General features: G+C 61.9%; 12 protein-coding genes. 9 read left to right on the forward strand and 3 right to left on the reverse strand.

Translation table 11 applies throughout. From position 1 onward, the window contains the following. The first annotated feature begins 70 nt into the window (after nucleotides 1-70). The 6 genes from mmsA to ACEN2R_RS08410 are packed head-to-tail and all read left to right on the forward strand — an operon-like array spanning nucleotide 71 to nucleotide 7,997. Nucleotides 71-1,597 carry a multiple monosaccharide ABC transporter ATP-binding protein gene (gene mmsA, locus ACEN2R_RS08385; protein ID WP_442041139.1) on the forward strand — a complete coding sequence of 509 codons (1,527 nt, stop codon included), beginning with the start codon at nucleotides 71-73 and terminating at the stop codon, nucleotides 1,595-1,597. A 4-nt stretch (nucleotides 1,598-1,601) separates the two neighbouring features. After that, nucleotides 1,602-2,795 carry a multiple monosaccharide ABC transporter permease gene (gene mmsB / locus ACEN2R_RS08390; protein ID WP_442041141.1) on the forward strand — a complete coding sequence of 398 codons (1,194 nt, stop codon included), beginning with the start codon at nucleotides 1,602-1,604 and terminating at the stop codon, nucleotides 2,793-2,795. Beyond that, nucleotides 2,795-3,796 carry an AraD1 family protein gene (gene araD1, locus ACEN2R_RS08395; protein WP_442041143.1) on the forward strand — a complete coding sequence of 334 codons (1,002 nt, stop codon included), beginning with the start codon at nucleotides 2,795-2,797 and terminating at the stop codon, nucleotides 3,794-3,796. Before mmsB ends, araD1 begins: the two co-directional genes overlap by 1 nt. A 17-nt stretch (nucleotides 3,797-3,813) precedes the next feature. After that, nucleotides 3,814-5,556, forward strand: coding sequence for an L-arabinonate dehydratase (araD, locus tag ACEN2R_RS08400; protein ID WP_442041145.1), 1,743 nt, complete (start codon nucleotides 3,814-3,816; stop codon nucleotides 5,554-5,556). Beyond that, a complete protein-coding gene (locus tag ACEN2R_RS08405; RefSeq protein ID WP_442041147.1) occupies nucleotides 5,543-6,469 on the forward strand; it encodes a Gfo/Idh/MocA family protein in 927 nt (308 codons plus the stop codon). Before araD ends, ACEN2R_RS08405 begins: the two co-directional genes overlap by 14 nt. A gap of 13 nt (nucleotides 6,470-6,482) precedes the next feature. Further along, nucleotides 6,483-7,997 carry an aldehyde dehydrogenase (NADP(+)) gene (locus tag ACEN2R_RS08410; RefSeq protein ID WP_442041149.1) on the forward strand — a complete coding sequence of 505 codons (1,515 nt, stop codon included), beginning with the start codon at nucleotides 6,483-6,485 and terminating at the stop codon, nucleotides 7,995-7,997. Nucleotides 7,998-8,009: 12 nt separating this feature from the next. Here the strand turns inward: ACEN2R_RS08410 and ACEN2R_RS08415 are convergent, their stop codons facing one another. Continuing rightward, a complete protein-coding gene (locus ACEN2R_RS08415) occupies nucleotides 8,010-9,242 on the reverse strand; it encodes a class I SAM-dependent methyltransferase (RefSeq protein ID WP_442041151.1) in 1,233 nt (410 codons plus the stop codon). 270 nt (nucleotides 9,243-9,512) lie between these two features. Here ACEN2R_RS08415 and ACEN2R_RS08420 point away from each other — a divergent pair, with 270 nt between their 5' ends. Beyond that, nucleotides 9,513-9,935, forward strand: coding sequence for a c-type cytochrome (locus tag ACEN2R_RS08420; RefSeq protein ID WP_442041153.1), 423 nt, complete (start codon nucleotides 9,513-9,515; stop codon nucleotides 9,933-9,935). A gap of 1 nt (nucleotide 9,936) precedes the next feature. Here ACEN2R_RS08420 and ACEN2R_RS08425 read toward each other — a convergent pair whose 3' ends face one another. After that, on the reverse strand, nucleotides 9,937-10,704 hold the full coding sequence (locus ACEN2R_RS08425; protein WP_442041155.1) for a Crp/Fnr family transcriptional regulator: 768 nt from the start codon (nucleotides 10,702-10,704) through the stop codon (nucleotides 9,937-9,939). Nucleotides 10,705-11,123: 419 nt separating this feature from the next. Here ACEN2R_RS08425 and ACEN2R_RS08430 point away from each other — a divergent pair, with 419 nt between their 5' ends. Both ACEN2R_RS08430 and ACEN2R_RS08435 read left to right on the forward strand, forming a co-directional pair. After that, on the forward strand, nucleotides 11,124-11,960 hold the full coding sequence (locus ACEN2R_RS08430; RefSeq protein ID WP_442041157.1) for a Crp/Fnr family transcriptional regulator: 837 nt from the start codon (nucleotides 11,124-11,126) through the stop codon (nucleotides 11,958-11,960). A gap of 143 nt (nucleotides 11,961-12,103) precedes the next feature. Continuing rightward, a complete protein-coding gene (locus tag ACEN2R_RS08435) occupies nucleotides 12,104-12,637 on the forward strand; it encodes an Hsp20/alpha crystallin family protein (protein WP_442041159.1) in 534 nt (177 codons plus the stop codon). A 34-nt stretch (nucleotides 12,638-12,671) separates the two neighbouring features. On the opposite strand, the gene ACEN2R_RS08440 is transcribed toward ACEN2R_RS08435, so the two are convergent. Further along, nucleotides 12,672-14,210 (reverse strand): AAA family ATPase, encoded by a 1,539-nt coding sequence (locus tag ACEN2R_RS08440; protein ID WP_442041161.1) that lies wholly within the window; start codon nucleotides 14,208-14,210, stop codon nucleotides 12,672-12,674. Nucleotides 14,211-14,266: the final 56 nt, after the last annotated feature.

Consider the following 14,266-nt stretch of genomic DNA (forward strand, 5'->3'; position numbering starts at 1 on the left):
TGTCGGACGGGTTCGGTATCCTCCGCCCGTCCGGCATCTTTTCCCCTTCCGATTCCGGGAACCCTTTCCCATGCAAACCATCCTAGAAATGCGCGGCATCACCAAGACGTTCCCCGGTGTCAAGGCGCTGGACAACGTGAACCTTTCGGTGACGCGCGGCGAGATCCACGCGCTTGTCGGTGAAAACGGCGCGGGGAAATCCACGCTGATGAAGGTTCTCAGCGGCGTCTATCCCCACGGCACCTACGACGGCGACATCCTGTACGAGGGCGAAGTGAAGCACTTTCGCGACATCTCGGACAGCGAGGCCTGCGGCATCATCATCATCCATCAGGAACTGGCGCTTGTGCCGCTTCTGTCGATTGCCGAGAATATCTTTCTGGGCAACGAATGCGCCCGCAACGGGGTCATCGACTGGCATGAAACCCACCGCCGCACGGCTGAACTGCTGGCAAAGGTCGGGTTGAAGGAAAACCCCGAAACGCTGGTCTCCGAACTGGGGCTGGGCAAGCAACAGTTGATCGAGATCGCCAAGGCGCTGTCGAAAGAGGTGCGCCTGCTGATCCTGGACGAGCCGACCTCGTCCCTGAACGAGAAAGACAGCGACGCGCTTTTGGCGTTGCTGATGGAATTCCGCGCGCATGGAATTTCGTCGATCCTGATTTCGCACAAACTGAACGAGATTTCCAAAGTGGCCGACAGCATCACCGTGCTGCGCGACGGCGCGACGGTCAGCTCGCTGGATTGCCGCACCGGCACGATCAGCGAAGGCGACATCATCCGTGATATGGTGGGGCGGTCGATGTCCGACCGTTATCCGGCCCGTGCGCCGCAAATCGGCGAGGTGGTGATGGATGTGCGCGACTGGACGGTCTTGCACCCGTTGCAAAGTGACCGCCGGGTGGTGGACAACGTCAGCTTTACCTTGAAACGGGGCGAGGTTCTGGGCATCGCCGGCCTGATGGGCGCGGGGCGCACCGAGCTTGCGATGAGCCTGTTTGGCCGCGCCTATGGCCGCTACGCGGGGGGCAGCGTCACGATGCACGGCAAGCCCGTGGACCTGACGACCATCCCCAAGGCGATCAAGGCGGGCCTGTGCTATGCCACCGAGGACCGCAAGCAGTTCGGCCTTGTGCTGGACGACACGATCCGCCGCAACATCCCGCTGGCCAACCTGGACGGCATCGCCAGAGGCGTGGTGGTGAACGAAGAGCGCGAGGCAGAGGTCGCCGAAGACTATCGCGGCAGGATCAACATCAAATGCTCCAGCATCGCGCAGGAGACGGTGAACCTGTCGGGCGGCAACCAGCAGAAGGTGGTTCTGTCGAAATGGCTGTTCGCGGGGCCGGAAATCCTGATCCTGGACGAACCGACACGCGGCATCGACGTCGGTGCCAAATTCGAGATTTACACGATCATCCGCGACCTTGCCGCATCGGGAAAGTCGATCATCGTCATCAGTTCCGAAATGCCCGAACTTCTGGGGATTTCAGACCGGCTTTATGTCATGAACGAGGGCCGCTTTGTCGGCGAAATGGCAAGCGGTGACGCCACTCAGGAAAAGATCATGGGAATGATCATCAATTCGGTTGGATAAGAACATGGACCAGACAACGAACATCCCCGCCAAGCCCGAAGGGTCGTCATGGAAGTTCATGCGCGCCCACATGCGCGAATACGGCATCCTGATCGCGCTGGTGGTGATCATGGCCTTTTTCCAGATCATGACCGGCGGCATTTTGTTGAAACCCGTCAACCTGACCAACCTGATCCTGCAAAACAGCTATATCATCATCATGGCGATCGGCATGTTGCTGGTCATCGTGGCGGGGCATATCGACCTTTCCGTGGGGTCTGTCCTTGGGTTCGTGGGCGCGCTGGCCGCGGTGATGATCGTGAATTACGACATCAATTTCGTGGTGACATCGGTGGTCTGTCTGGGTGTCGGCGCGCTGATCGGGGCCGCGCAGGGCTATTGGATCGCCTATATGAAGATCCCCGCGTTCATCGTGACGCTTGCGGGAATGCTGGTGTTCAAGGGGCTGACGCTGTGGCTGCTGGCCGGTCAGTCGGTCGGGCCGTTCCCCAAGACGTTCCAGTTGCTGTCGTCCGGCTTTATTCCTGACCTGTTCGGGGCAAAGGGGATCAACCTGTTCTCGATGTTCCTTGGCTGCGGTGTTGCCGCGCTGTTGCTGTGGCTCAGCATCCGCGCCCGCAAGAACCAGCAGGCCAACGGTGTCGCAGACGAGCCTTTCGCGTTCTTTGCCGCGAAAAACGCGATTATCGTCGTGGCGGTTGTGTATCTGACCTATCTGATGGCGACGTTCCGTGGCCTGCCCAACGTGTTCATCGTCATGGCCCTGTTGATCGCGATCTACACCTTCATCGCCCAACGCACGACCATCGGGCGGCGCATCTATGCGATCGGCGGCAACGAGAAAGCGGCAAAGCTGTCGGGCATCAAGACAGAGCGTCTGGTGTTCCTGACCTTCGCCAATATGGGTATGCTTGCGGCCCTTGCCGGTCTGGTCTTTGCCGCCCGCCTGAACACCGCGACCCCGAAGGCGGGGCAGGCGTTCGAGCTTGACGTGATCGCGGCGGTCTTTATCGGCGGCGCCTCGATGAGCGGCGGCGTGGGCACCATCATCGGTGCCGTGATCGGCGCCTTTATCATGGGCGTGATGAACAACGGCATGTCGATCCTCGGGGTCGGTATCGACTGGCAGCAGGTCATCAAGGGCCTTGTGCTGTTGGCTGCCGTGATTTTCGACGTCTACAACCGCAAGAAATCCTGATGGAGGGTAATGCAATGCTGGTATCTCGGATCAGGGACGAAAACGGCGTGGTGCGGGTCGTGGCGCGCGAAGGGACAGAGGCCTTTGTGGTCAAGGGCGCCGACAGCCTTTACGCGCTGGCGATGGACTGTGCCGCGACAGGGCAAAAGCTGGCCGACCGGATTTCCGGCCTCGGGTTCGGCGATGCGGTCGATCTGGCCCGCGCCTATGCCGAAGGGCGCATCCTGTCGCCGATCGCCCATCCCGACGCGGGTCATTTGCACCTGACGGGCACCGGGCTGACCCATCTGGGCAGTGCCGCCACCCGCGACGCGATGCATGCGAACGCCACCGAAGAGATGTCGGATTCGATGAAGATGTTCCGCATGGGGGTCGAGGGCGGCAAGCCTGCGGCGGGACAGGTCGGCGTGCAGCCGGAATGGTTCTACAAGGGCACAGGCGCGGCGGTTGTGGCGCCGGGTGCGCCGCTGGTGTCGCCCGCTTTCGCGCTGGATGGCGGCGAAGAGCCGGAACTGGCGGGGATCTATGTGATCGGCCCCGACGGCACGCCGTTTCGGTTGGGGTTCGCGCTTGCGAATGAATTCTCGGACCATGTGACAGAGCGTCAGAACTATCTGTTTCTGGCCCATTCCAAACTGCGACCGGCGTCTTTCGGGCCTGAAATCCGTCTGGGCGACCTGCCGCAGGATGTGGCCGGCACCAGCCGGATCATCCGCGACGGCACCGTGATATTCGACGCGCCGTTCCTGTCGGGCGAGGCCAACATGAGCCATACGCTGGCCAATCTTGAGCACCACCACTTCAAATACGCGCTGTTCCGCCAACCCGGCGACGTGCATGTGCATATGTTCGGCACCGCGACCCTTTCGTTTGCGGCGGGGATCACCACGCAGGCGGGCGACGTGTTCGAGATAGAGGCGGCGGACTTTGGCTTGCCGCTGCGCAATCCGCTTGCCATCGAGACCGGCGCGGACACACCCACAGTCGTAAAATCGCTATAGCTCAAGGGGCACGTCATATGACCTTCAAAAAAGCCGAATGGCCCCGCACATTGCGCTCTCATGCCTGGTATGGCGGCACCAGCCGCGACAATATCTATCACCGCAGCTGGATGAAAAATCAGGGGCTTCCTGCCGATCTTTTCGATGGCCGTCCGGTGATCGGGATCTGCAACACCTGGTCTGAACTGACGCCCTGCAACGCGCATCTGCGCGATCTGGCGGAACGGGTAAAGCACGGCATCTACGAGGCGGGCGGTCTGCCGCTGGAATTTCCGGTGTTCTCGCCGGGGGAAAGCTCGCTCCGGCCCACGGCGATGATGTATCGCAACCTGTGTGCGATGGACGTCGAAGAGGCCCTGCGCGCCAATCCGCTGGACGGTGTTGTGCTGATGGTGGGCTGTGACAAAACCACGCCCGCGCTGCTGATGGGGGCTGCCAGCGTCGATATCCCGGCCATTGTGGTGACCGGCGGGCCGATGCTGAACGGCAAATGGCGCGGCACAGATGTGGGGTCTGGCACGGCGCTGTGGCAGATGTCAGAGGCGGTGAAGTCGGGCGAAATGACGCAGGACGAGTTCCTGGAGGCGGAACAGTCGATGTCCCGCTCTCCGGGGTCGTGCAACACCATGGGCACCGCCAGCACGATGGCCAGTATGGCAGAGGCGCTTGGCATGGCGCTGTCGGGCAATGCCGCGATCCCTGCGGTCGACAGCCGCCGCCGCGTGATGGCGCATCTGACGGGGCGACGCATTGTCGATATGGTCAAGGACGACCTGAAACCGTCCGACGTCATGACCCGCCCCGCCTTCGAGAACGCGATCCGCACCAATGGCGCGATCGGCGGCTCGACCAATGCGGTGATCCACCTTCTGGCGATTGCCGGACGGGTCGAGGTCGACCTGAGCCTTGATGATTGGGACACGCAGGGGCGCGACATTCCGACCATCGTGAACCTGATGCCATCGGGAAAATACCTGATGGAAGAATTCTTTTATGCGGGCGGTCTGCCGGTTGTGCTGAAATGCCTGCTGGACGCGGGAAAACTGCATGGCGACGCGCTGACCGTGTCGGGCAAGACCATGGCCGAGGAAATCGCAGGCGTGCGCAACTGGAACGAGGATGTGATCCTGCCGGTGGACAAGGCGCTGACCCAGCAGGGCGGTATCGCGGTGCTGCGCGGCAACCTTGCGCCCAAGGGCGCGGTGATCAAGCCATCGGCGGCCAGCCCGCATCTGATGCAACATCGCGGCCGCGCCGTGGTGTTCGAGGACATCGACGACTACAAGGCGCGGATCAACGACGATGCGTTGGATATTGATGAAACCTGCATCATGGTGATGAAAAACTGTGGCCCGCGCGGGTATCCCGGTATGGCCGAGGTCGGCAATATGGGCCTGCCGCCCAAGGTGCTGAAAAAGGGGATCAAGGATATGGTGCGCATTTCCGACGCGCGGATGTCGGGCACAGCCTATGGCACGGTCGTGCTGCACACCTCGCCCGAGGCGGCTGTCGGCGGGCCGTTGGCGGTGGTGCGGTCCGGCGATATGATAGAGATCGACGTGGCGGGCCGCAGGCTGCATCTGGATATCCCGGATGACGAACTGGCCGCGCGACTGGCCGCCTGGGTGCCTGCGGGCGAAATGCCCAAAGGCGGCTATGACCTGCTGTTCCGCACCCATGTTCAGGGCGCGGACGAAGGGGCGGATTTCGACTTTCTCAGGGGATGTCGCGGAAAGGAGGTTGGCCGTGACTCGCATTGATCTGGCGATTGTGGGCGTGGGCAAGATCGCCCGCGACCAGCATCTGCCCTCTATCGCGGGCAACCCGTCATTCCGGCTTGTGGCCGCCGTCAGCCGCAATGCGGGCGTCGAGAATGTCGCGAACTATGACACGCTTGCCGAGTTCCTGACCGCAGGCGCGGATGTTCCGGCGCTGTCGTTGTGCGTGCCGCCTGCGGTGCGATTCCAGATGGCGTGGGACGCGCTTCGGGCGGGGAAACATGTGCTGCTTGAAAAGCCGCCCGGCGCCACCCTGTCAGAGGTCGAAACCCTGTCGGCACTGGCCGCTGAACGGGGGCTGACGATCTATGCCACCTGGCATTCACGCCACGCCACGGGGGTGGAACCGGCGCGCGACTGGATCGCCAGCCGTCAGATCAAGCAGCTGCGGATCGTCTGGAAAGAGGACGTGCGCCGCTGGCATCCGGGGCAGGCCTGGATCTGGACGGCGGGCAACGTCGGCGTGTTCGACCCCGGTATCAACGCGCTGTCGATCCTGACGCGGATCATGCCGCATGGCATCCACATCGCGTCCGCCGATCTGGAATTCCCTGAAAACTGCGAAACGCCGATTGCCGCGCGGTTGCAGTTCGCCGACCCGATGGGGGGCGATATATCCGCCGAGTTCGACTGGCGCCACGAGGGCCGCCAGACATGGGACATCACGGTTGTCACCGATGACGGCACGCTGGTGCTGTCGGACGGCGGGGCAAAGATGGCTGTGGACGGCGCAACGGTTGTTCAGGGCGAAAACCGCGAGTATGATGCGATTTATGCCCGTTTTGCCGATCTTTTGGCCACAGGAAAAAGCGATGTCGATATCGCCCCGCTGCGCCATGTTGCCGATGCCTTTATGATCGGGCGCAGGCATATCACCAAGCCTTTTTACGAATAGAACTGGACGTCCAATGACTGTTGCTGAAGGCCTGAACGGCCGCCACCTGATCGCGGGAACCTGCGTGTCGGGCGATGAAACCTTTCTTTCCCAACCCGTGACGGGCAAGGGGCAGCGTTTTGCCCAAGGCACGGCGGCGCATGTCGATGCGGCGGCACGCAGCGCCGAGGATGCGTTCTGGTCCTATTCCGCCACCAGCCGCGCCGACCGCGCCGCCTTTCTGAACCGCATCGCCGACGAGATAGAGGCGCGGGGCGATGCGATCACCGAGATCGGTTGCGCCGAAACCGGATTGCCCGCCGCCCGTCTGCAAGGCGAGCGGGGCCGCACTACGGGCCAGTTGCGGCTGTTCGCGACCCATATCCTTGACGACGCTTTTCTGGACCTGCGCCATGACGCGGCGATGCCTGATCGCGCGCCCGCCCCGCGCCCCGACATGCGGATGATCCAGCGCCCCCTTGGGCCGGTGGGTGTGTTCGGCGCGTCGAACTTTCCGCTGGCGTTTTCCACGGCGGGGGGCGACACGGCATCGGCGCTGGCGGCAGGCTGTCCGGTGGTGGTCAAAGGCCATCCCGCGCACCCCGGCACAGCACAGATCGTGGCCGAGGCGATCGAGGCCGCGCGCGTGGCCTGCGGGCTGCATCCGGGGGTGTTTTCCCTGATCCAGTCGAATTCCCGCGCTGCGGGAGAGGCCCTGGTGCAGCACCCGTTGATCCAGGCGATCGGGTTCACAGGGTCGTTGGCGGGGGGGCGCGCGCTGTTCGATCTGGCGTGCCAACGCCCTGTTCCCATTCCATTTTTCGGTGAACTGGGTAGTGTAAATCCGGTGTTCCTGCTGCCTGCCGCACTGGCGGCACGGGGGCCAGAGATCGGCGCGGGCTGGGCCGGATCGCTGACCATGGGGGCAGGGCAGTTCTGCACCAACCCCGGCATTGTGATCGCGGTTGAAGGGCCAGACGCAGACGCGTTCGAGGCGGCGACGCTGACCGCACTAGGGGCCGCGCCTGCGCAAACCATGCTGACCGACGGTATCGCCGATGCCTATCGCCATGGCCGCGACCATCTGGCGGCGCTGGCCGATGTGCGCCTTGGGTCGGGCTGTTCGGGGCGGCAGAACGCGCCCGATCTTCTGACCACGACGGGCACGGCGTTTCTTGCCAATCCCGATCTGGCAGAGGAGGTCTTTGGCCCGCTGGGGCTGATCGTGCGGGTCGCGGATATCGACGAGATGCGCCGCGTGGCGATGGGCCTGCGCGGGCAACTGACCTGCACCATGCAGATGGATGCGGGCGACAGCGACATCGCGCAGGCGCTTTTGCCGGTGCTGGAACGCAAAGCCGGGCGGGTGCTGGTCAACGGGTTCCCGACCGGCGTCGAGGTGTGCGACGCGATGGTGCATGGTGGGCCTTATCCGGCCTCGACCAACTTCGGTGCGACCAGCGTCGGCACGCTGGCGATCCGGCGCTTTATGCGGCCGGTGTGCTACCAGAACATGCCAGAGGCATTTCTGGCCGGCGCGATCGCCTGACCTTAGGGGCCGCTATTCCGCTGCGTTGCGGTGGGCGGCCCCGATGTCCGGCTGATACAGGTAGTCGCGCGTCAAAGGCACGGCGTCGATCCTGCGCGAGATCTGGAACTGGAATACCGCCTGTCGCCCGTGCCGGAACGTCTGTTCGCAGGCCGCGATATAGAAACGCCACATGCGGATGAAACGGTCGTCATAAATCTGGCGGACCTTGTCGGCGTTCGCGTTGAACCGGTCATACCAGTGGCGCAGCGTATAGGCGTAATGCAGGCGTAAGCATTCGATGTCGTCCAGCCACAGCCCCTCTGCCTCGATTGCGGCGGTGACCTCTGACATGCTGGGAATATAACCGCCGGGGAAAATGTATTTCGCCATCCAGGGGTTTGTCGCCTCGGGGGGGGCAGAGCGCCCGATGGTATGGATCAGCGCCACACCGTCTGGTGTCAGGCGGTCGCGGATGGTTGCGAAATAGGGCTGGAAATGGGGCAGGCCAACGTGTTCGAACATGCCGACCGACACGATCCGGTCAAAGGTTTCGGTCACATCGCGGTAGTCGGTCAGGCGGAAGTCCACCCTGTCCGACAGCCCCTCGCGCAGGGCGCGCTGTGTTGCGATCTTGTGCTGCTCTTGCGACAGGGTGACCCCGACCACCTGTGCGCCATGATCCCGCGCCAGCGTCAGGGCAAGACCGCCCCAGCCACAGCCGATGTCCAGCACCCGCATCCCCGGTTCAATCAGCAGCTTTCCGGCGATATGTGCCTTTTTCCGGCTTTGGGCGCGTTCCAGCGTGTCATCGGGGGTGTGGAAATATCCGCAGGAATACTGGCGGTCGTGGTCCAGAAACAGGTCGAACAGGGCGCTGGACAGATCGTAATGATGCGCCACATTGCGCCGCGACGACGGTGCGATATTGTTCTGGCGCAAACGCCGCAGGGTTGTGCGCGTCCGCCCCAGCCAGCGCATCCACCAGACGGGGCGGTGCGTGTTGTAATTCGTGACGATGATGGCCATCAGCCCCTGAAGGTCGTCGCCGTCGATGGTCAGCGTGCCGTTCATATAGGACTCGCCGAAGGCAAGTTCGGGATTGCGGGCCAGATGCGCGACGGTCGCGCGGTCGTGCAGCCGCACGGTGACCGGATCGCCCGTGCCGTCGCCGTATCGGCGCTGCGATCCATCGGGCAGGTGCAGCGTGACGGAACCCTGCCGCAGCAAGGCCCCAAGCATATGGTCCAGTGCAGTCGTCCACATGGCGTGTCTCCCTTTTGTCGGCCCGTTTCAGGGCGGGTCGTTCGCGGCAATAGTGTTATCCGTGCCAAAATCCCTTCAGTATCATTGCGCTTTTTCCAATCCGTGCCTTGACCGCAATCAAGCGGCACACCTGTTGTGATTGACAGGTTTCGGGCGGGGCCATTCCCTGCGCTCTTGTCAATGGTCAATGAAGATCGCCGGATTTGGTGAAGGATGGCAACATGCCCCGACGTGCCGCGGGCCCCTCATGCCAACGGAAAGGATGACACCATGTTAAGGATTATAACCCTATCGTTTCTCGTCTCTGCGGGGGCCGCCAGTGCCCAGTCGGCCACAGATTCGGCCACGGATATGTCGGAATTCTCGCGTGGCCAGCAAGAGTATATGTCCGGCTGCGCCGCCTGCCACGGCGAGAATGCCGATGGCAACGGCCCGATTGCCACGATGTTCAAGACGCCCGTGCCCGACCTGACCGGCATCGCCGAGCGCAACGACGGAAAATTCCCGCTGCTGGATGTGATGCACATCATCGACGGCCGGATGGAGGTGCGCGGCCATGGCAATCCGATGCCGATTTTCGGTCGCCGCTTCGAGACCGAGACAGAGGACACCGCCGGCGTCTATGGCAGCGAACCGATGGTGCGCGGTCGGGTTCTGGAACTGGTGCTTTATCTGCAATCCATCCAGAAATAGGCTATCCGGGAACCGGAGAGTCCTCTGAAATCAGGTCGTGACCTGCGGCATCAATGAGGGCGGCCAGGTCCATGACCTCCAGATGCGAGGGGTCATGGATTTTGATCACCCCGATTGCGTCCAGCTCGTGCAGGGCGCGGCTAAGGGATTCCGGCCGCGTTCCCAGATAATGGGCAAGGTCGATGCGCCGGATCGGAATATGGATCGCGATCGGATGATCCTCCAGCCCTGCGCTGCCGATAAGCCGCGACCGTCGCCGGATCAGGATCAACAGAAACGACGCGACACGCTCTATCACCTTGCGCGCGCCCAGCAGCAGGATCCATTCCCGCGCGGCATCCAGTTCGTCCAGCACATTGACCAGAAACATCCGTTCAATTTCAGGCGTTTCTTTCAGGATTTTCTCGAACGGCACCCGGTCCAGACAAAAGATCTGCGTTTCGGTCAGGGCTTCGACCTGATAGCTGGACGCGCCATCGAACAGGTGACCGTACATGTCTGTCGGCACCAAAAGCCCGATGATGTGTTTCCGCCCGTCCTGCAAAAGTTTTGTCATGCACATCATGCCGTCAAGCACGTAGCCAACATGATCGGTTTCTTCGCCATCCTCGATCATTATTTTTCCGGCGGCTATGGTTTTGACACGCGAAATCTTGCCGATCTTGTCGCGTGTCGCGGGGGACATCATTGCAAACAGGTCGGCAAGGTGGGTTCCCTTTGCCCCGCGCAACCCTTGCGGCAGAACAGGCCCCTGATCTGCACCACTCATTTTTCAGTGCCGTAACGAATTGAAATTATTTGGGAAAAACGAAAACTGATTGAAGCAAGATACACTGATCAACCCTCCTTTTTATCAATACCGCATGGTCTTTTCTTTTGGCCGACCGGTCAACCGCCAATTAAATATGGTATGACATAGCTCATCTTGATTCAGATCAATACCGGGCTTTAAAAATCCTTCCATAAAGTTATCATATTGAGATGTAATGAGTCGTTGTCGATTCTTCCGGTGGATGTATTTCATCACCGGGTGCCACGACGCCGAGATGTTGATTTCCCCCCTTTGATCAGGCGCGCTGTTCCGGTGTGCCAACCTGTAAAGTGAGGCTTGAGATGTATCGACTTCCAGCAACCCAATCCAAAAGAGAATGTGCGAATTGCATGATGCGCAGCGAGGGCATTTGCGGAATGATCAGCCCTGAAACGCGTGACAAGCTTGTATCGACGGGGCGCATTCAGGATTTCCCCGCGAACGGGCGTATTTGCGACGAGGACAACGGGCCTGCGTTCGTCGGGGTGGTGATTTCGGGATATCTGCGGTTTCAACGCCATGGCATGGACGGGCGGCGGCAGATTTTAAGTCTGGAGATGGCAGGCGACATTATCGGCGATTCGTCCAGCCATAGAGCCGGCTATGCGATCGAGGCGGCGACGGATGTTCGCGTGTGCAGGTTCGACAAGGCCGTGTTCGACCGCCTGATGGTGGAAGAACCTGATCTGGTCCGCGCGGTTTACAAGCTGCGGATGGCCAAGCTGGAACGACTGCGCTGGTTGACGTGGTCCTTGGGGGCGCTCAGCGCTCAGGAACGGCTGTGTTCGTTTTTCGCGATGGCGACCAATTTCATGGCTTTCGAGCCGGACGGCAGGACGGGCGGCATCTTGCATGTGGACCTGCCGCGGTCCGATATTGCGGATTTGTTGGGCGTCTCGATGGAAACGATCAGCCGGATCGCCAAAAGGTTGCATGAAATCGGCGCGCTGCGAACCATCACGCCCTATAAATTCGAAATTCCGGATCTGCCGGCGCTGGTCGAGATGGGCCAGTTGGAAGGGACGTTCGATCAGATACAGTTTCCGCATAATCTGGCCGCGTCCTGGGGCAGGCTGAACCTGCAACCGGGCGCGGTGTCAAAGCGGATGAAGGCAGTGCCTGCCAAGGCCGGACCGCTGTTGAGGGCCGTTGCGAACACGCCATCCCCGCCGGGAACGGCCGCAACTTTTGCGCCTGTTGATTGGTATCAATGATTGCGGGACCGGATGGGGATACCCTGTCCTGACTTGCCAGACACAGCCCCTTTTACGGCTCAGTTGCCCCCTGTTACCGGGGGCAATCCTGCGGGCTGTTGCCTGACAAGCCATAGTCAACGCATCATCGACGGAGACCCCCCATGAGCAAGAAAAGCACACAAGTTGAAGTGAAACGCGAAACGCGGCCTGCGGGAAATGGACAGCGGCAGAACCCGTTTGTCTCGCTGAGGCACGAGATTGACCGCCTCTTCGAGGACTTCGACTGGCCCGGCATTCATCTGCCGTTTCGGGCAAGTGGCAGCGCAATAGAGCCGGTGCGCCAATGGTCCGATGTCTGGGCGATGGCACCGGCGATGGATCTGGTCGAGCGGAACGGCGAATACGAAATTCAGGCAGAACTGCCCGGACTGGGTCTTGACGACATCGACGTCAAGGTCAGCGAAGGCATGCTGACCATCAAGGGCGAAAAATCCGAGGAACACGTCGAGGACGATCAGGATTATCACATGCGCGAACGCAGCTATGGCCAGTTCCAGCGCAGTTTCCGCCTGCCCGATGGCGTTGACACCGACAAGGTCGAGGCCCGGTTCGACAAGGGCGTGTTGTTTGTCAAAATGCCGAAAACCGCTCAGGCTAAAAGCAAGGAACGCAAGATCGAGGTGAAGCCTGCCTGACCGGAACAGGACCGACCCCGAAAGCCGGTGCAGCCTAGCTTGGCGCACCGGCTTTTTTCTGGTCCAACGCCGTTTTCGCGGTCTGGATCGTGTCTGACAGGGCTGCTGCCGCGTTGACGCGGGTCCAGCCGACCGTGCCGCAGTCCTGAAGCACCTGTTGCCGGACCACGCCCGCATCGGCGTCCGACGCGTCACCGGACCGCGCCGAGACCCTTGAAATCAGGACGGGAAGGGGGGCTGTCAGCCAGATTCCAGTGAACGGCACCCTGACCTGATCCGCCAGCGCCTCGGCGCGTGACCGGATGGACTGATCCAGAAATGTGGCGTCCAGCAAAACCGAATGGCCGGCCTTCAGGATCGATTCTGCCCGATGGAACATCCGGTCGTAAACCCGTTCGCGTTCGGGTTGCGCATAGCTGTCTGCGGGCAGGCGGGTTTGCTCTGCGACGCCGCGCATCGCCTTTCGCTCCAGATCGCTGCGCAGGTGGACCGCGCCGGGGGCCGCCCCGATCAGCGGCGCCAGCGCGTGGGCGACAGTTGTTTTTCCGGTGCCCGACAGCCCGCCGACCGCGACCAGCCGCGCGGGCGCATGGGTCAGGGCGGCCAGCGCCTCGTCCAGATAATGCTGTGCCTCTGCCGCGGGGGGGGCCGATGTGGCGGTCGCGGTCTGCACCATGACCATCGCGCGGATCGCGGCGCGGACGGCCAGAAACAGCGGCAACGCCGCCAGCCCGTCATCCTCGGTGCCACGGGCCGCCAGAAGGTAGCTGTTCAACACAATATTCGCGCCACGTCGCAGGTCGCGGTGGCGCAGGTCCATGACCAGAAACGCAAGATCGTAAAGCACATCGCAGGTGCCCAGAACCTCGTCGAATTCCAGCGCGTCAAAGGGGGTTGGCACGCCGTCGATCAGCACAAGGTTGCGTAGATGCAGGTCGCCGTGGCAGCGCCGGACATGGCCGTCAAGGCCGCGCCGGTCCAGCAGGGCGGCCTGTGCGTCAAGGCTGTGACGCGCGCCCGACAGAAACCGGTGCAGCCGGTCCGCGCCCAATGCGTCGTGCATGCCTGCGAAAACGCGGGTCAGTTCTGCCAGAATGTCAGCGATCAGTTTTGCCCCGCCGACGTGTTTGACGGGGGTCTGGTGGTGGTAGTCGTAGATGGCCTGTCCCAGTTGATTGGCAAGGGTATCGGTGAACCCGCCTGCTGCGGCGATCACGGCCAGTTCGTCTTCTTGCGGGAACCGCCACATGCGCAGCACCCATTCGACGACATCCCCGGTCCCGCCCAGCGCAAGCGTGCCATCAGGCTGGCGGGTGACGGGGATCACATCGCGGTAGATCGTGGGTGCCACCGACTGGTTCAGGTCCAGTTCGCGCTGCAACATCTGTTCGCGCAAGGGCAGGGTTGACAGGTCCATATAGTCATAGCGCACGGCCCGCTTGATTTTCAGCGCCGTGTCGCCCGCAAGAAACACCAGCGCGCCATGGGTCTGCACAACGCTGACCGGCCCCTTGCCCGGATGCCCTGCAGGGGATGCCAGAAACGCGATGACCTCTGCCTGATTGTCCTGCATCTGCCTGTCCTTTCCGCCCCGACGCGCCTGAATTGCCGCTTGCGCATCCATGCTGC

Origin of the sequence: Pseudogemmobacter sp. W21_MBD1_M6 (assembly GCF_052119585.1) — a bacterium.
Classification (GTDB): Bacteria; Pseudomonadota; Alphaproteobacteria; order Rhodobacterales; family Rhodobacteraceae; genus JBGQOJ01.